This is a genomic window from Segatella intestinalis, assembly GCF_029348455.1.
In the GTDB taxonomy this organism is placed as follows: Bacteria; Bacteroidota; Bacteroidia; order Bacteroidales; family Bacteroidaceae; genus Prevotella.
Genome location: NZ_JARJVV010000014.1, coordinates 79907 through 96175 on the forward strand (window position 1 = coordinate 79907; position 16269 = coordinate 96175).

Annotated in this window: 13 protein-coding genes and 1 tRNA gene; 3 read left to right on the forward strand and 11 right to left on the reverse strand. The window is 48.5% G+C overall.

The features are described from left to right. Positions 1-33: 33 nt before the first annotated feature. The 4 genes from P3T48_RS10580 to P3T48_RS10595 form a co-directional block, all read right to left on the reverse strand. Positions 34-1395 (reverse strand): lytic transglycosylase domain-containing protein, encoded by a 1362-nt coding sequence (locus P3T48_RS10580; RefSeq protein WP_276506658.1) that lies wholly within the window; start codon positions 1393-1395, stop codon positions 34-36. A 61-nt stretch (positions 1396-1456) separates the two neighbouring features. Further along, positions 1457-2185 (reverse strand): DUF5683 domain-containing protein, encoded by a 729-nt coding sequence (locus P3T48_RS10585; protein WP_276506659.1) that lies wholly within the window; start codon positions 2183-2185, stop codon positions 1457-1459. Between the two features lie 4 nt (positions 2186-2189). Continuing rightward, on the reverse strand, positions 2190-3101 hold the full coding sequence (locus P3T48_RS10590; protein ID WP_022251486.1) for a ParB/RepB/Spo0J family partition protein: 912 nt from the start codon (positions 3099-3101) through the stop codon (positions 2190-2192). A 50-nt stretch (positions 3102-3151) separates the two neighbouring features. Next, positions 3152-3916, reverse strand: a complete 765-nt coding sequence (locus P3T48_RS10595) for a ParA family protein (protein ID WP_022251485.1) — start codon at positions 3914-3916, stop codon at positions 3152-3154. 121 nt (positions 3917-4037) lie between these two features. Between P3T48_RS10595 and surE the strand changes: the two genes are divergently transcribed. Both surE and lpxB read left to right on the forward strand, forming a co-directional pair. Then, positions 4038-4832 carry a 5'/3'-nucleotidase SurE gene (gene surE, locus P3T48_RS10600; protein WP_276506660.1) on the forward strand — a complete coding sequence of 265 codons (795 nt, stop codon included), beginning with the start codon at positions 4038-4040 and terminating at the stop codon, positions 4830-4832. A gap of 22 nt (positions 4833-4854) precedes the next feature. Then, on the forward strand, positions 4855-6162 hold the full coding sequence (gene lpxB, locus P3T48_RS10605; RefSeq protein ID WP_276506661.1) for a lipid-A-disaccharide synthase: 1308 nt from the start codon (positions 4855-4857) through the stop codon (positions 6160-6162). Between the two features lie 358 nt (positions 6163-6520). Here lpxB and P3T48_RS10610 read toward each other — a convergent pair whose 3' ends face one another. From P3T48_RS10610 to rsfS, 3 genes are all read right to left on the reverse strand, one after another. Beyond that, positions 6521-7390: a phosphatidate cytidylyltransferase gene (locus P3T48_RS10610; RefSeq protein ID WP_276506662.1), complete on the reverse strand. Its 870-nt coding sequence runs from the start codon at positions 7388-7390 to the stop codon at positions 6521-6523. A 15-nt stretch (positions 7391-7405) separates the two neighbouring features. Further along, the gene (gene ftsH / locus P3T48_RS10615) at positions 7406-9505 is read right to left on the reverse strand and encodes an ATP-dependent zinc metalloprotease FtsH (protein ID WP_276506663.1); all 2100 of its coding nucleotides are present in this window, start codon (positions 9503-9505) and stop codon (positions 7406-7408) included. A gap of 94 nt (positions 9506-9599) precedes the next feature. Next, positions 9600-9959 carry a ribosome silencing factor gene (rsfS, locus tag P3T48_RS10620; RefSeq protein WP_022251480.1) on the reverse strand — a complete coding sequence of 120 codons (360 nt, stop codon included), beginning with the start codon at positions 9957-9959 and terminating at the stop codon, positions 9600-9602. Positions 9960-10210: 251 nt separating this feature from the next. Here rsfS and P3T48_RS10625 point away from each other — a divergent pair. Beyond that, positions 10211-10284, forward strand: a tRNA-Gln gene (locus tag P3T48_RS10625). Between the two features lie 168 nt (positions 10285-10452). On the opposite strand, the gene P3T48_RS10630 is transcribed toward P3T48_RS10625, so the two are convergent. The 4 genes from P3T48_RS10630 to P3T48_RS10645 form a co-directional block, all read right to left on the reverse strand. Next, complete coding sequence (locus P3T48_RS10630) at positions 10453-12267, reverse strand: DUF349 domain-containing protein (protein ID WP_276506664.1); 1815 nt, start codon at positions 12265-12267, stop codon at positions 10453-10455. Between the two features lie 155 nt (positions 12268-12422). Continuing rightward, positions 12423-13349: a magnesium transporter CorA family protein gene (locus P3T48_RS10635; RefSeq protein WP_022252217.1), complete on the reverse strand. Its 927-nt coding sequence runs from the start codon at positions 13347-13349 to the stop codon at positions 12423-12425. Positions 13350-13668: 319 nt separating this feature from the next. Beyond that, the gene (locus tag P3T48_RS10640) at positions 13669-15132 is read right to left on the reverse strand and encodes an aminoacyl-histidine dipeptidase (RefSeq protein ID WP_158463176.1); all 1464 of its coding nucleotides are present in this window, start codon (positions 15130-15132) and stop codon (positions 13669-13671) included. Positions 15133-15144: 12 nt separating this feature from the next. Further along, positions 15145-16143, reverse strand: a complete 999-nt coding sequence (locus tag P3T48_RS10645) for a lysylphosphatidylglycerol synthase transmembrane domain-containing protein (protein ID WP_022252213.1) — start codon at positions 16141-16143, stop codon at positions 15145-15147. Positions 16144-16269 lie beyond the last annotated feature (126 nt).

Consider the following 16269-nt stretch of genomic DNA (forward strand, 5'->3'; position numbering starts at 1 on the left):
AGATTAATAACTATATATATAATAATGTGTATATTACTTCACCTTGAGTTTCTTGCCGGCACGGATATGGTTGCCCGAAATCTTGTTGAGCTTGCGCAGTTTAGCCACGGTAGTGTGGTTGCGTTCTGCTATCTCCGACAGGGTGTCACCACTCTTGATGGTTACGTTTCTTCCTCCGCGCTTACTCTTTTTGCTTCTGCTCTTGCGGCTCCTGCTGCGTGTTGCAGAGGAGCGATGGCGGCTGCTGTGGTAGCTGTGGCGGCTTACCTTAGGCTCTTCTTGGTTTACCTCTACGACAGAGCGCTTGAGCAGCAGTTCGTCGGTCTTGAAGTTGTAGATGGAGTCTTCCTGGTCGATGAAGGGGCCAACGAGAGATGAGGGAAGTCGTACTGTCATAGGTTTGTTGAGACCATTGACTATGTCGTGACGGTATTGTGGATTGAGGCTGCGAAGGTGCTGGATGTTGATGTTGAGCACCTGGGCAATCTGCTCCAGATGAAGGTCTTTATTGACAACCACGGTGTCGGTCTTAATAGGCAATTCGGTCACCATAGGACAGATGTTGTGGTCGCAATAGTAGTTCATGATGTAGTTGGCTGCGATGAAGGCTGGCACATATCCGCGTGTCTCCTTGGGGAGGTAGGGATAGATGTTCCAGTAATCGGCAGAACCTTTGGCGCGGTGGATGGCCTTGTTGACCTTGTCGGGGCCACAGTTGTAGGCAGCGATGACCAGGCTCCAGTCGTCGAAAATCTTATAGAGGTCGCTCAGATAGTGGGCGGCAGCATAAGAGGATTTCACTGGGTCGCGACGCTCATCGATGAGCGAGTTGACCTCAAGTCCGTAGCGCTTGCCTGTGCCTATCATGAACTGCCAGAGGCCGGTGGCTCCTACGCGTGAAACGGCAGTAGGGTTGAGGGCAGACTCGATGACAGGAAGATATTTGAGCTCGAGGGGAAGGTTGTAAGCCTCTAAAGCCTCCTCGAAGATTGGCATATAGAAATTGCCTGCGCCCAGCATATAGCTCACAGAGCGGCGGAGCTTGCCGCTGTAGCGGTCGATGAACTTCTGCACCACATCGTTGTAAGGCATCTCAATGATGGTGGGCAGACGCTTGAGTCGGTCGATGTAAACCTCCTTGTCGAAGACAGGGTTGACATCACGATAGTTGCAAGATGTGTCTTGCATCATATAGGTCTTAGCATTATAAAGATGCAACAGGCTGTCGAGGTTGTCCTCCAGTCCTACAGGGACTTCTATCTCTTCCTCGTTTCCCTGTTTGTCGGTGACTGTGATTACATCTTCTTTTTTCTCTTCAGTGTCGTCGGTTTGCGCCAGCATCTGTACTGGCATACCAAGTAACATTGCAGCTGCTAATAATAGTATTTTTTTCATTTATGTTATTCTTTCTTTTCTATAAGTTTCTTTAAGATTCTACACAATTGTGTTCCTCACTTTAAAAAGTGAGTGAGCATTGAAGTCCCAATGTTCCTGATCGGAAGGGGTTGCGGCTTTGCGGGTTGCTGTTCATGAAGGCAGGCTCTACTCTCAGAGTAAGGTCGTCGGAAATTTCGAACTCGGAGAGTGATGCGTCCACGTAGGCATCGATGATGGAGAAAGCGTAAACGCCAATCATCACAAACACACCCATGTCGCGCCAGCGGCGGTAACGGTCTTTGCGCTTGCGGAAGATTTCCTTGTATCGGTCCATGTTGCTGGCATCGATGGTGGCTCCTAAGTGCAGGAACTGGTTGTAGCTGTCGGTAGTGGGGTCATCGTCCATGATGTCCATATAGGCCTGTGAATAGTCGTGATACATCTGGTTGTTCCAGGTGATGGCATAGGCACAGCCTACGAAACCACCATATATAATAGGTAGTTTCCAGTATTTACGGTTGTATATCTGTCCTGCTCCTGGCAGAACGATGGCAAGCCACATGGCACGCTTGGTGTCAGGACGCCATGTGGACCAGTCGCGCTTGGGCTTCTTGGTAGCAACCTGGAGCATACTGTTGAGCTTGAGACTGTCTTTGGCAGAGAATGTTGTATCTGCAGGTGCCACTACGGCAGGCTGATTTTCGTCTGCAGTGGATTGACTGGCTGAGACAGCCTTCTGTGCCTGAGCAGCCCAGGGTAGGCTGGTCAACAAGACTGATATACAAATATGTGATATTTTCGATTTCACCTAATTAGTTTTGTTTTAATTGGTCGAAAACGTTCATGATGTGCTCTAATTCCTCCTCGTTGGCAAAGGGAATGCTGATTTTTCCCTTGCCCTTGGGTGAGCAGGTAAACTGAACCTTGGTGTTGAGGAACTGCGAGAGGCGGTTCTTCAGCAGGGTGAACTCTTCGGGCAGTTCGGCTTTTCCCTTGATTACCTTTTTGGCTGTCTCGTTGTCCTCGCTGTCCTTTATTTGCTGTACCATCTCCTCTACCTTGCGTACAGAGTAGCCGTTTTTCTGAATTTCATGGAACAGCTTGATCTGAAGTGAAGGGCTGTCGAGTGCCAAGAGGGCGCGGCAATGGCCCATGTCGATTTCTTTCTTCTGAAGTGCCATCTGTACCTGAGCTGGCAACTTGAGCAGGCGCAGGTAGTTGGCTACAGCAGCGCGGCTTTTGCCCACGCGCTCGGCTATCTTCTCCTGAGTCATCTCGTTGTTCTCCATCAGGTGCTCGTATGCCAAAGCTATTTCTATGGCGTTGAGGTCCTGGCGCTGTATGTTCTCGACGAGTGCCATCTCCATCACACTCTCATCGCTGATGGTACGGATATAGGCTGGTATGGCTCTCAGACCAACCAACTGGGAGGCACGCCAGCGACGCTCACCTGCGATAATCTGGAAGCGGTTCTCTGCCACCTGTCGCAAGGTGATGGGCTGAATGATGCCTATGGCCTTGATGCTTTCTGCCAACTCATGGAGTGCTTCGTCGTCGAACTCGCGACGAGGCTGGTTGGGGTTGGCTTCTATCTGGTCGAGAGGAATCTCGTTGATGGTACTGCTGCCCTGTGTGCGCACTCCTTCGGTAGAGATAAGTGCGTCGAGACCTCGTCCCAGGGCATTGCTCTTGGTTCCGTTATTGTATTTCTTGTGTACTGCCATTTTCTATTTCTTAGTAAGGAGTGAGTCTTTCTTCACTCTTTTTTCTTACTTTATGAGTTCTTGTTGATAATTTCTTTTGCCAATGCCAAGTGGTTCTTGGCGCCGTTCGACTCTGTGTCGTAGAGGATGACGGGAAGACCGTGGCTTTGACTTTCGCTCAGCTTCACGTTGCGCTGGATGACGGTCTTGAACACCAACTCCTGGAAGTGGCGCTTCACCTCGTCGTAAATCTGGTTGGCCAGACGCAGACGGCTGTCGTACATGGTAAGCAGGAAGCCTTCTATCTCGAGCTTGGTGTTGAGCTTGCTCTTGATAATCTTTATCGTGTTGAGCAACTTGCTGATGCCTTCCAGGGCAAAGTATTCGCACTGAACAGGAATGATGACGCTGTCGGCTGCTGTCAGCGAGTTGACTGTGATGAGTCCCAGAGATGGCGAGCAGTCGATAAGGATGAAATCATACTCGTCGCGGATAGGGGCGAGCAGATTCTTGATAACCCTTTCGCGGTTCTGCAGATTGAGCATTTCTATCTCTGCACCGACAAGGTCGATGTGGCTGGGGATGATGTCGAGTCCATCAATATCGGTGGTATAGATGGCATCACGAACATCTGCATGGTCGATAATGCACTCGTACAGAGAGCAGTCTACCTCCTTGATGTCTACTCCTAAGCCGCTGGAGGCATTTGCCTGTGGGTCGGCGTCTACTACAAGAACCGACTTCTCCAGTGTGGCCAATGATGCTGCCAAGTTGATGGTGGTTGTCGTTTTGCCGACACCGCCTTTCTGGTTGGCCAATGCGATTATTTTTCCCATATTCTTAATTTTCTATATTAAAAATCATCACAAAATTTCTGCAAAGATACATATTTTATGCGAGAAAGACGTTACTTTAAAGGTTTTTTCGTACTTTTGCACCAAAAAGAGCGATATTTTTATGGAAAATAAGAAACCTTTAATATTAATATCCAACGATGACGGCTATCATGCCAATGGAATCAAGACGCTTGTTGGATTTCTGAAAGACTGGTGTGAGGTGCTTGTGGTGGCTCCTGAGAGTGGACGGTCGGGCTATGGATGCGCCTTCTCGGTAACATCACCACTGCTGTTGAAACGCAGACACAACATGGGCGAGGAGGTGGAAGTGTGGTCGTGCTCAGGAACGCCTGTCGACTGTGTGAAGATAGCTCTCGACCAGTTGTTGGATTCTCGGGTTCCCGACCTGATACTCAGTGGTATCAACCATGGCGACAACTCGAGTGTGAACAATCATTATTCGGGCACAATGGGCGTAGCCAAGGAAGGCTGCATGAAGTATATTCCCTCGGTGGCGTTCAGTAGTTGCAACTATGATGTGAACGCCGATCTGTCACCCTTGCGCGACGGAGTGATAAGCATCGTGAAGCGAGTGCTTCGTGAAGGACTGCCCAAGGGAACTTGTCTTAATGTCAACTTTCCCGTCAATCCTCCTTTCAAGGGCTTTAAGGTTTGCCGTATGACATGGGGCTCGTGGATCAATGAAGTGGTGAAGGAGCATCATCCTCGGGGGTATGACTATTACTGGATGGTGGGCGAATATCGCAATGATGAGCCTGAGGCTGTAGATACTGATCAGTGGGCGCTCAGTCATGGCTACATTGCCATTACGCCTACAAAAATAGATGTGACCGACTATGAGTGGCTTGAGAACAACAGGTCGCTCAACACGGAAGCTTCTGAACTTGACGATTAACTAAGAATATTCGACAATAAGGATGAAATATTATCTGATAGTAGGTGAGGCGAGTGGCGATCTGCATGCCAGCAGATTGATGCGCTCGTTGAAAAAATATGACGAATTGGCTGAATTTCGATTCTTCGGCGGCGATTTGATGGCTGCTGAGGGAGGAACTCGTGTCAAGCATTATAAGGAACTGGCCTATATGGGCTTTGTACCTGTGTTGCTGCATCTGGGCACCATCTTCTCGAACATGAAAAGATGCAAGGAGGATATTGTGGCGTGGAAACCCGATGTTGTGATCTTAGTCGATTATCCAGGCTTTAATCTCAATATAGCCAAGTTCTTGAAAAAGAATACGTTGATACCTGTCTACTATTATATATCGCCTAAGATTTGGGCCTGGAAGGAGTGGCGTATTAAAAGCATCAAACGTGATGTGAGCGAGATGTTCTCCATACTGCCTTTCGAGGTGCCTTTCTATGAGCAGAAACATAAGTATCCCGTTCACTATGTGGGCAATCCCACTGCTCAGGAAGTGGCAGAGTTCAGAGTAGGATATCATCAGACGCATGAGGAGTTTTGTCGAGAAAATAATCTTGACAGTCGAAAACCGATTGTCGCTCTTTTAGCTGGTAGCCGACTACAGGAAATTAAGGACAATCTTCCTGCCATGATAGAGGTGGCTGAACGTTTTGAAGATTATCAAATGGTATTGGCTGGAGCTCCGTCGATAGAGGATGAATATTACGATAAATTCCTGGAAGGTACTCCTGTCAGAGTGGTGAAGAATAAGACTTACCAGCTCTTGTCTCACACCACGGCGGCTCTTGTAACCAGTGGAACTGCCACGCTCGAGACAGCCCTGTTTAATGTTCCGCAAGTGGTGTGCTATGAAACTCCCTTGCCAAAACTGATTCGTTTTGCCTTCAATCACGTGCTGAAGGTTGACTATATTTCTCTTGTCAACTTGGTGGCCAATAAGGAAGTGGTTCCAGAGATGTTCGCCGATAAGTTTACGATAGACGGAATAGCCAACGAGCTGTATAAGATTATGCCAGGGCAGCCTGCACGCGAAAGAATGCTTGCTGAATATCAGGAAGTGCTGAGAGAGTTGGGAAGTAAGGTGGCGCCCGACGAAGCTGCTTCTATCATGGTAGATTTGTTGAGAAAGCATCGTGCTGAGTTGATACGTCTGGCTAAAGAACGTGCTGAGGCTGTTGCCAAGGCTGCCGCCAAAGCTGCAGAGCTGGCTCGTGTCAAGGCTGAACAGGAAGCTGCCATCGCCCGGCAGAAAGCTGAAGAGGCAGAGCGGGTGAGCCAGCAGGAAATAAATGAGCCGTAGTAAAATATGAAAACTTGCTATTGATTATCAATAAGTTATTCAAGTTTCGCAAGTAAGCCCCACACGCCCTGAAAGGGCAGAAGCTCTTAGCCCAGGGCATCGCCCTGGGTGTTTATGGACGCAAACCTGTCGCCCTGTAAGGGCAAAAGCTTTCAAATACCTGGCAATATACAAAGCTTTTGCCCTTACAGGGCGCCTTGTTGATTGCCATTATACCCAGGGCGATGCCCTGGGCTATGAGCTTTTGGGCCTTCAGCCCGTACTTGAACCATATGCGAAACTTCAATAAGTTACTAAGACAAAAAAGTTCCTAAAAAAGGCTCATGAGTTAAAGGGAAAACTCATGAGCCTCTTTTTTTTATACGAAAAGCTGCAGTGTATAGAGATAGATGACAGCTGCGGGAATGGCCATGAGCGAAGAGTCGAAACGGTCGAGCATACCGCCATGTCCTGGCAGCAGTGTGCCGCTGTCCTTTACTCCCAAAGTGCGTTTGAAGAGACTCTCTACCAAGTCGCCCCATGTTCCGAAGAACACGACAACCAGGCCCAATCCCATCCATCCGGCAATGCTGAGTCGGTGAGCCTCGCCGTCATTTGCCAAGTAACCAATCACGGCAGCTGCAATCAGAACGAATATACCTCCGCCTATGCTTCCTTCCCAACTCTTGGCAGGACTGATGCGTGGGAAGAGTTTATGCTTGCCGAAGAGCGAACCGCTGCAGTAGGCTCCGGTATCGTTTGTCCAAAGGAATATGAAAATACTCAGTGGCAACAGCATGTCGTAGTGTATCTGGCCGTCGAAAGCTGAGTATTCGAAAGCCAAAATATTGATCATAGAGAGGGGCAGGGCGATGTACATCTGCGAGAGCATGGTGTAGGCCCAGTCGTTGATGGCATCTTTGTTGCCGGTATACAGTTCGCTGATAAACAGATATACGATGGTGAGCAGATAGGGAACAAAGACAATGAAATTGCCTACGATGCCCATTCGCAGTCCTGCCACGGCCAGGAAAAAGTATACTCCGGCAATGGTGCAGATCAGACGGTTGACGGTGACGTCTTCCTTCTCGTTGTTTACCAGTCCGCAGTATTCCCAGATGCTGAGTCCTGTAATGATGGTAAAGAGGAAAATCATGGCTCTTGGGTTGAGGAAACAAGACACCATGCACACCACGAACAAGACGCCCGTGATAGACCTCACGATAAGATTCTTTTGTTTGTCGGTCATTTGTGATTCCTTATTTTATTTGTTGTTTGTTTCTTCTGAGTTCTCGTCGTTCTGCACGTCGGTATCATTGTTTTCGGTGCTTTCAGACGAGTTGTCTTCCTTTTGTGCCTGTTCGTGAGCCTTGATGGCTGCCTGAACCTCGGGCAGTTCCTTCAGTTTGTCATCAATCTTGGGCTGCTCGTCCTCCATGATTTCCTGTGAACGGCTAAGCCATGGACGTTTGCCAAAGATCTTCTCTACGTCTTCTGCCATGATCACCTCTTTCTGGATGAGGAGCTCGGCAAGGGCGTTATGGCCTTCTTTGTGCTCTACGAGGATGTTCTTGGCTCGGGTATACTGTTCGTTCACCATCTTGAGCACCTCTTCGTCTATCATGCGGGCAGTGGTGTCGGAGTATGGACGCTGGAAGGAATATTCCTGGTTGTTGTAATAGCATATATTAGGCAGCTTGTCGCTCATACCTAAGTAGGCTATCATGCCATAGGCACTCTTGGTGGCTCTTTCCAGGTCGTTCATGGCTCCCGATGATATATGGCCCGTAAAGAGTTCCTCGGCAGCACGTCCTCCCATGAGCGAACACATCTCGTCGAGCATCTGTTCCTTGGTGGTGATCTGTCGTTCTTCGGGCAGATACCAGGCTGCTCCGAGAGCCTGTCCGCGTGGTACGATAGTTACCTTGATAAGTGGATTGGCATACTGACAGAACCATGAAATGGTGGCATGGCCAGCCTCGTGGAGTGCGATGCTTCGCTTCTCCTCTGCTGTCATCACCTTGGTCTTTTTCTCCAGTCCGCCTACGATACGGTCTACAGCATCGAGGAAGTCTTGTTTGCTTACGCTCTTCTTGTCGTGGCGTGCTGCTATAAGGGCAGCCTCGTTGCACACATTTGCAATATCGGCTCCCGAGAATCCTGGTGTCTGTCGTGCCAGCAGGTCTACGTCAACACTCTTGTCTACCTTTACAGGTTTTAGATGAACCAGGAATATGGCTTTTCGCTCATTCAGGTCAGGAAGGTCGACGTGTATTTCACGGTCGAATCGTCCTGCACGCAGCAAGGCGCTGTCGAGCATGTCCACACGGTTGGTGGCTGCCAGGATAATGACACCGCTGTTTGTTCCGAATCCGTCCATCTCGGTAAGCAGGGCGTTGAGCGTGTTCTCGCGCTCGTCATTGCCTCCCATGGATGGATTTTTGCTGCGGGCACGTCCTACTGCATCAATCTCGTCGATGAAGATGATGGAAGGTGCTTTCTCCTTAGCCTGACGGAAGAGATCGCGCACACGTGATGCACCTACGCCGACAAACATCTCTACGAAGTCGGAACCACTCATCGAGAAGAAAGGTACGCCAGCTTCGCCTGCCACGGCTTTGGCAAGGAGCGTCTTACCAGTTCCCGGAGGTCCTACGAGAAGGGCTCCCTTAGGTATCTTACCACCTAAGTCGGTATATTTGTTGGGGTTCTTCAGGAAGTCTACGATTTCCTGTACTTCCTGTTTGGCTCCTTCCTGTCCTGCCACGTCCTTGAAGGTGATGCCGATGGCATTGCCTTTCTCATACATGCGTGCTTTGCTCTTGCCTACATTGAAGATTCCTCCGCCTGAGCCGCCCATGCCGCCCATACGTCCCGACATCCACCAGATGAAGACGAAGAAAAGAATCAGCGGGAAGATATTCCACAAGATTTTGAGGAAACCGTCCGTTGACTCGTTCTTATAACTGAACGAATTGATTTTCTTGGCTTGCACCATGGCGTTGGCAAACCTGTCCACCTCATCAACCGAACCAAACTGCACCTCCACATAAGGGTTGGTGCCTAAGTTCTTGGCTGAGGTTTTGTACACCTCGCGTGAGTACTTGGGGTTGATATACAGTTTCAGGGTGTTCTCGGTCTTGTTGGCTACAACGCTCAGCACATAACCTTTTTCCACGTATTGCTTAAACTGTGTGTAGGTGGCTTCTTGTGTGGCACTTCCTCCTAAAGAGTTTGTGCCTCCGCTCAAGTAGGCTACCATCAGTCCGACGATGATAAGTATATAGAGCCAGTTCATGTTGAACTTAGGCATCTTGGGGGGTTGGGGCCCGCCGGGATTGTTCTTGTTGTTGCCTTGTTCCATATTGAATGTTTCCTTTCCTTTTTTTTGTTTTAAAAAAGACTTTTGTTTCTTGCTTTCTTATGTATCTATATATAATAATGTACGCGCGCAACTGTTACATCACGTCTGGCACGGTTGTCAGTTTGGCGTCTTCCCAGAGGTGTTCCAGATCATAGAACTGTCTTACCTCAGGCTGGAAGATGTGTACGAGTACATCCACAAAGTCGATGGCTACCCATTGGTCGTTTCCTAATCCTGCTACGTTGACAGGTTTCTCGCCCAACTTCTTACGGCAGAAGTCGCCTACTGATTCTGCAATAGCCTCTACCTGGGAGGGTGAACCGCCTTGGCAGATAATAAAGTACTTGGCTATGGTGCCGTCTATCTCGCTCAGGTCGGCAATGACGATATTGCTGCCTTTTTTCTCTTGTATTCCTTCTTTAATTGTCTCTACTAATTGTTTTGCTGTATTCATTGAGTTGTTATTATGTTTATTCGACTACAAAGATAGTGCAAAAAAATGAGTATGCGTTACTTTCCTCCAACTTTTCTGTTTTTTTAAGGTTGGTATGGCGCAAAACCACGTGTTTTTTGAGGGAAAAGGCGTAAAAATGAAAAAAATAACGATTTTCGATAAAAAAGTTGAGAAAAATTTTGTGGGTTCAGAAAAAAGTATTACCTTTGCACTCGCAATTAAGAAATGACATTGCAACAACAAAAAGACATTGGGATATGGTGTAATGGTAACACTACAGATTCTGGTCCTGTCATTCCTGGTTCGAATCCGGGTATCCCAACCAAGAGCATCTTTCTTTTAGAAAGATGCTTTTTTGTTTTAGGGAGTTTTTGTGGATGAGTCTTTTCCTTCCCGTCCATCAATATTCGGTGCGACTTTCAGTAAAGGTTCTGTTGTTTTCTCGTCAATAAAAAAAGCCGAAGTGCTTGGTTTGCACTCCGGCTGTTCTTTTTTATTTGTTTTCGGCATCGATAGCCTTTATTTTCTGTTTTACGAGTTCGAGATCGTCTTTGAGCTTCTGCACCTTTCGGTTCATCTCCTCTACGAGGCTGTTTCCCTTCTTGCTGGCAGCATTGAGGAAACCAAGGTTGTTCTCGTAGGTGGTAATCTCGGAGCGCAACTGGTCGAAGCGGCGCAAGAGGCGTCCGCGCTCATTGTCGAGAGCATCCGAGCCCTTTTCTGCCACGTTCTTCAAGTTGTTCTTGAAGTTGTCGAGGTGGCGCTTGGCGTTGCTGATATGCAGGTTCTTGTATATTTTGTCGAGCACATCGTGGTACTGCTTGTAGATAGCATCCTTCTCTTTGAAGGGCACGTGACCTATCGCCTTGTACTCGTCGATGAGTGACTGTACCTGCTGCTGTACGTTGTCGCCAGCATTCCCTAGCAGGGCATTGAGCTTTGCCACTACCTCTTTTTTCTTCTCTAAGTTGGTGTGCTCTGTGCTACGTGTACCGGCATTAGCCTTGTTACGAGCCTCGAAGAACTGGTTGCATGCATTGATAAACTCCTGCCACAGTTGATCGCCCAACTTGCGAGGCACAACACCAATCTGCTTCCATTCCTTCTGCAGGTTGATGAGCTTGTCGCCCGTCTTGCGCCATTCAGTGCTTGTAGCGAGTTCTTTAGCCTTTTCGATGAGCGCTTTTTTCTTTTCGGCATTGGCAGTATATTCTTCTTTCAGCACCTTGAAGTATTCAGCTTTCTTGGCGAAGAACTCATCGTTGGCAGTGCGGAAGCGTTCAAAGATCTTCACGTTCATCTTCTGAGGTGCAAAGCCTATCTTCTTCCATTCGCTCTGCAGCTCGATAACCTCCTTAGTGACTTTCTCCCATTCGGAAGCGAGCTTGTACTGCTGTTGGTTGATGGCTTCTATCTTCTCACAGAGTGCTGTCTTCTTCTCGAGGTTTTCCTCCTCCTTGGCACGCAACTGCTCGAAGTGCTGCTGATGCTTCTTGTTGATAACCGTGCTGGCAGCCTTGAACCGGCTCCAAATCTGCTCACGCAACTCCTTGGCTACAGGTCCTATTTCGCGATATTGTGCGTGGAGTTCCTGCAACTGGTGGAAAGCAGAGATGACATCTTCTTCCTCGTCGAGTTTCTCAGCAGCCTCGCAGAGTTTGGTCTTAGCCTCAAGATTCTTCTTGAAGTCGTATTCACGAGCCTCGTTGTTAAGCTTCAACAGGTCGTAGAACTGCTCTACGTAGAGCTGATAGCTGCGCCAGAGCTCGTTGGCCTTGTCGGCAGGAACGGCCTTAATCTCTTTCCATTCTTGCTGCAGGGCTTTGAATTCCTGATATGATTTGTTGGCCTCGTCGGGCGACGTTGCCATGGCTTTTATCTTTTCGATGATGTCGAGCTTTTTCTGCAGATTGGCCTGTTTCTCTTCCTCTTGTGCGAGGAAAATCTTGGCTCTTTTCTCTTTGATGATCTGCATCTCCGCCTTGAAAGCCTCCTCCGCCTCGTCGGGCAGGAGAACATACTTCTCGGGGTCACCGCCACCAGCCAGATACTCTTTCATCTGTGCATCTCTTTCAGCGAGATGTAGTTTGTAGAAAGTAGTCTTCAGCAGGTCTAGCTCGTTTTTCTGAGGAGCTTCGTCGCTGTGCGCTATTTCCTTTACACGGTCGAGTACTTCCTGTTTGGTAGCATAGGTTTTAGTCTCGGCTTCTGAAGTGTTCTCTACTGCAGGTGTCTCAGCCACTGTGGCTTCCACCTGTGGTTCTTCAATGGTACCCTGATTGAGGGTATTTTCTTGAGAGTCCATCATGTCACTTGATTTAGTTTATGATTCGAGTTCCTTGGGGGTGGCTCTGTCGTAGAGTCAGCCCGCCACACAAAAATGTTTGTATTATAAGTTGCAAACTTAGTCAAAATAAACGACAAATCCTAATAAAACGGTATATTTTTAATATATTTTGTGTTTTAGAGCAGTCGTTTGTAGCGCAGGAAGCCCCAAGTGAGTCCTGATACGATGAATGAGATGACCAGTGCGAACATAAATCCGTAGGGACTGTTCTCCATTCCGTTGATGAGGTTCATACCGAACAGAGAAGAGATCAGCGTTGGCAACATCATCACGATACTGATGGAGGTCAGCGTACGCATGGTGGTGTTCATGTTGTTGTTGATGATGCTCGAATAAGTGTCCATTGTCGATTCCAAGATGTCGGAATAGATATTGGTGGTTTCACGAGCCTGTGTCATCTCGATGTTGACGTCCTCAATGAGGTCGGCGTCCAACTCGTCTACCTGCAGTTTGAATTTCAGTTTCGACAGCAGATTCTCGTTGCCACGGATGGAGGTGATGAAGTAGGTGAGCGAGTCTTGCAGGCGGCTCAGTCCTATCAGGCTCTCGTTGTTGACACCGTGGTCGAGGTTGCGCTTAGCCTTCTCTATGAGAGAGTTGATCTGTTTGAGTCGTTTCAGATACCATACGGCAGACGACAGGAACAGTCGGAAGATCATGTCGACGTAGTCGGTGAATCCTTCTCCTCGTTTCTGCTGATAGCTCACGAAGTCGATCATCATATTAGTCTCGTAATAGCACACGGTGATGGTGACATCACGCTTGTGTATGATGCCCAAAGGGACTGTAGTGTAAGGAGTTCGGCTTCTTATCTCCTTGACATAGGGAATACGCAGAATGATGAGCATCCAGCCGTCGTCATATTCGTAGCGGGCACGCTCATCGGTATCGCTGATGTCGGAAAGGAAGTAGTCGGGAATGTTGAATTTCTCTTCCAGTAGTTTCTGATCTTCGTCGGTGGGACAAGTTACTTGTATCCAGCAGTTGGGCTGCCACTCATTGATGGCAGTAAGGTTCTTTTCGATGTTCCAGAATGTTCTCATTGTGCTAATCTCCAAAAAAAATAATAAACTCTGAGCTATGGAGATTGGCATGAGGCTGCCTTCGGGTGAGGCTTTATCCTATGAATCTCCACGCTTGAAATTGGTTATTTTCCGCGTGATAATCGTCCATTTTTGTTTTATTTTGATTTGACATGTGCCAAAAAGAAAACACTCTATTGGCAAATTCGCGTGCAAAGGTAACTAAAAATATTGAAATTGTAAACGAAATAGCCGAGAAATTTCTTCCTCGGCTATCTTTTTATCATAAATGTAACAAAAGTCAGGTTGAAAAGGGAGAACAGGTCTCCCTCTTCCGTCCTTACTTCTCAGGAATTTCGGTAAGCAGCTGCTTCATGAGGTTCCAGAAAGGAGCCACACAGCTAATCTGGCAACGCTCGTTCTGGGTGTGAGGGCTGAGCAGGGTAGGACCGAATGATACCACGTCGAGATGAGGATACTTGCTCAGGATGATAGAGCACTCCAGTCCGGCATGAACAGCCTGAACCTTGCCGTCTACACCATTCTGCTCTTTGTAAACCTTGAGTACATGCTCCAGGATGTCGCTCTCTGGGTTTGGATTCCAGCCGCCATAGCTTCCGCTGAACTCTACCTTCATGCCAGCCATAGAGAAGCAGCTCTCCATCATGGTGGCGATGTACTCCTTGTAGCCGTCGTGTGAGGAACGAGCCAGAATCTTGACAGAAGCCTTGCCTTCACCTATGGCGATGATGGCCAGGTTGGAAGATGTCTCTACGATATCGGGCATGGATGGAGCCATGCGCAGTACTCCGTCGTGACAAGCATAGATAGCGTCAATGAGGTTGTCTTGTATCTCCTGAGGAACCTCCATCTTAGGAGTTTCTACGTTCTCAGCAAAGAATTCTATCTTCTCTACATTCTCGATGCCCTTGAACTCGTCCTTCAGTTCATCCTTCCAGTCGGCAATCATGTCGTTCAGAGCCTCTACATTCTCCTTAGGCAGGGTAAGCACCACCTCTGCCTCGAATGGGATGGCGTTGCGCATGTTGCCGCCCTGCCATGAAGCCAGGCGAGCATCGAGTTCGGCGACAGCCTCGCGTACAAAGCGAACCATGCACTTGTTGGCGTTGGCGCGGCCTTCGTTGATTTCGATACCAGAGTGTCCGCCCTTCAGACCTTTCAGCGTAACCTTTACGGCTGCATCTTCCTTGTCGGTTTCCACCTCTTTATAGTCGAGTGTGGCAGTGATGTCAATACCGCCGGCGCTTCCTATCACGAACTCGCCCCATGACTCGGTGTCGAGGTTCAGCAGGATGTCGCCATTGAGCTCACCAGCTGGCAATTCGTTGGCACCATACATACCGGTTTCCTCATCGCGGGTGATAAGTCCTTCTACCGGACCGTGCTGCAAGTCTTTGGCCTCCATCACAGCCATGATGGTAGCTACGCCCAAACCGTCATCGCTGCCCAAAGTGGTGCGGTTGGCACGTACCCAGTCACCGTCGATGATAGTCTCTATAGGGTCGGTCTCAAAGTTGTGCTTGCTGTCCTTGGCCTTTTGTGGCACCATGTCCATGTGGGCCTGCAGGATAACTCCCTTTCTGTTTTCGAAACCAGGAGTAGCGGGTTTACGCATAACGATGTTGCCTGCTGGATCCTGGAAAGCCTCTACGCCAGCCTTCTTGGCGAAGTCGAGCAAGAAAGCCTGTACTTTTTCAAGATGTCCTGATGGACGTGGCACCTGTGTGAGTGCGTCGAAGTTGCGCCAGATTTCTTCTGGCTTAAGATTCTTAATGTCAGCCATAATATGATTATTTTAATGAATGTTGTTTGTTTTCTTAGTGAATGCCAGGGCCAACCAGGCGTATATGCCCAGGAGGATGACCAAGAGCGTCTGTACGGAGTGAACGATGAGCACAAAGAAGAGCGCGTCGTCCGACTGTATGCCGTAGAGAATGAGCATTGTCTTCACGGCGAAATGCCATGGGCCGGCACCATTCGGTGTGGGCACTATCACGGCTATGCTTCCCACGATAAAGGTGACGAGGCCGCACGTCAGCCCTAAGTGCGAGGTTGCCTCGAAGCACTGGAACGTGAGGAAATAGTGCAGGAAATAGCAAACCCAGATGCCCAGGGTGAAGGCGACAAACAGCGGTACGTTGCTGACACCTTTCAGCGAGATGACACCTTGCCACAGTCCGCCAAGAGTGGCTTTCACCTTATTATATATAGATAGCTTCTTGAGCAGCACATGCAACAGGATGAGTACGGCAATGCCACAAATCCCGCATACCAGATAGCCAGTAGCGCTGAACTTAGACAGAATGCCGTCGAGACTCGTTCCTGTAGTATTGAAGAAATTGAGAAATACCGGAATCTGCATCAGAAACACCAGTATGGCAATGATCATTACCAAGAGCGAGTCGATGGCACGTTCGGTGACTACGGTGCCCAACGACTTGGGGAATGACACATTGTCCCATCGCTTCAGTACTCCACACCGTGCGAACTCGCCTATGCGGGGAATGACAAGGCTCAGCGCATAGGAAAGATAGATGGAGTTGACGCATACGTTGGTACGAGGATGCTCGTCAACGGGTTCGAGAGTCTGCTTCCATCGCCAGCCACGAAAGAGCTGGGCCAGGATGCCGAAGGGGAACGACAGTAGCATCCAGGTCCAGTTCATCTTATGAAACAGCACGTGCTCCACCTGTTTGAAATCGAACCCACGATACATCCAGTAAAGAATGGCACCGCCCAAAATGAGCGAGAAAGCCACCTTACATGTATTGTTTACTATCTTTTTTATGTCCATAACTCATGCAAAGGTAATCATTTTATCGTCAAAAGTGTATTATCTCGGATTTTTTTAGCATAAATAAACGATTGAGGGTTTCTTTGTAATTCAAGTTTCGCAAGTTTTTCCCCACACGCCCCTTCA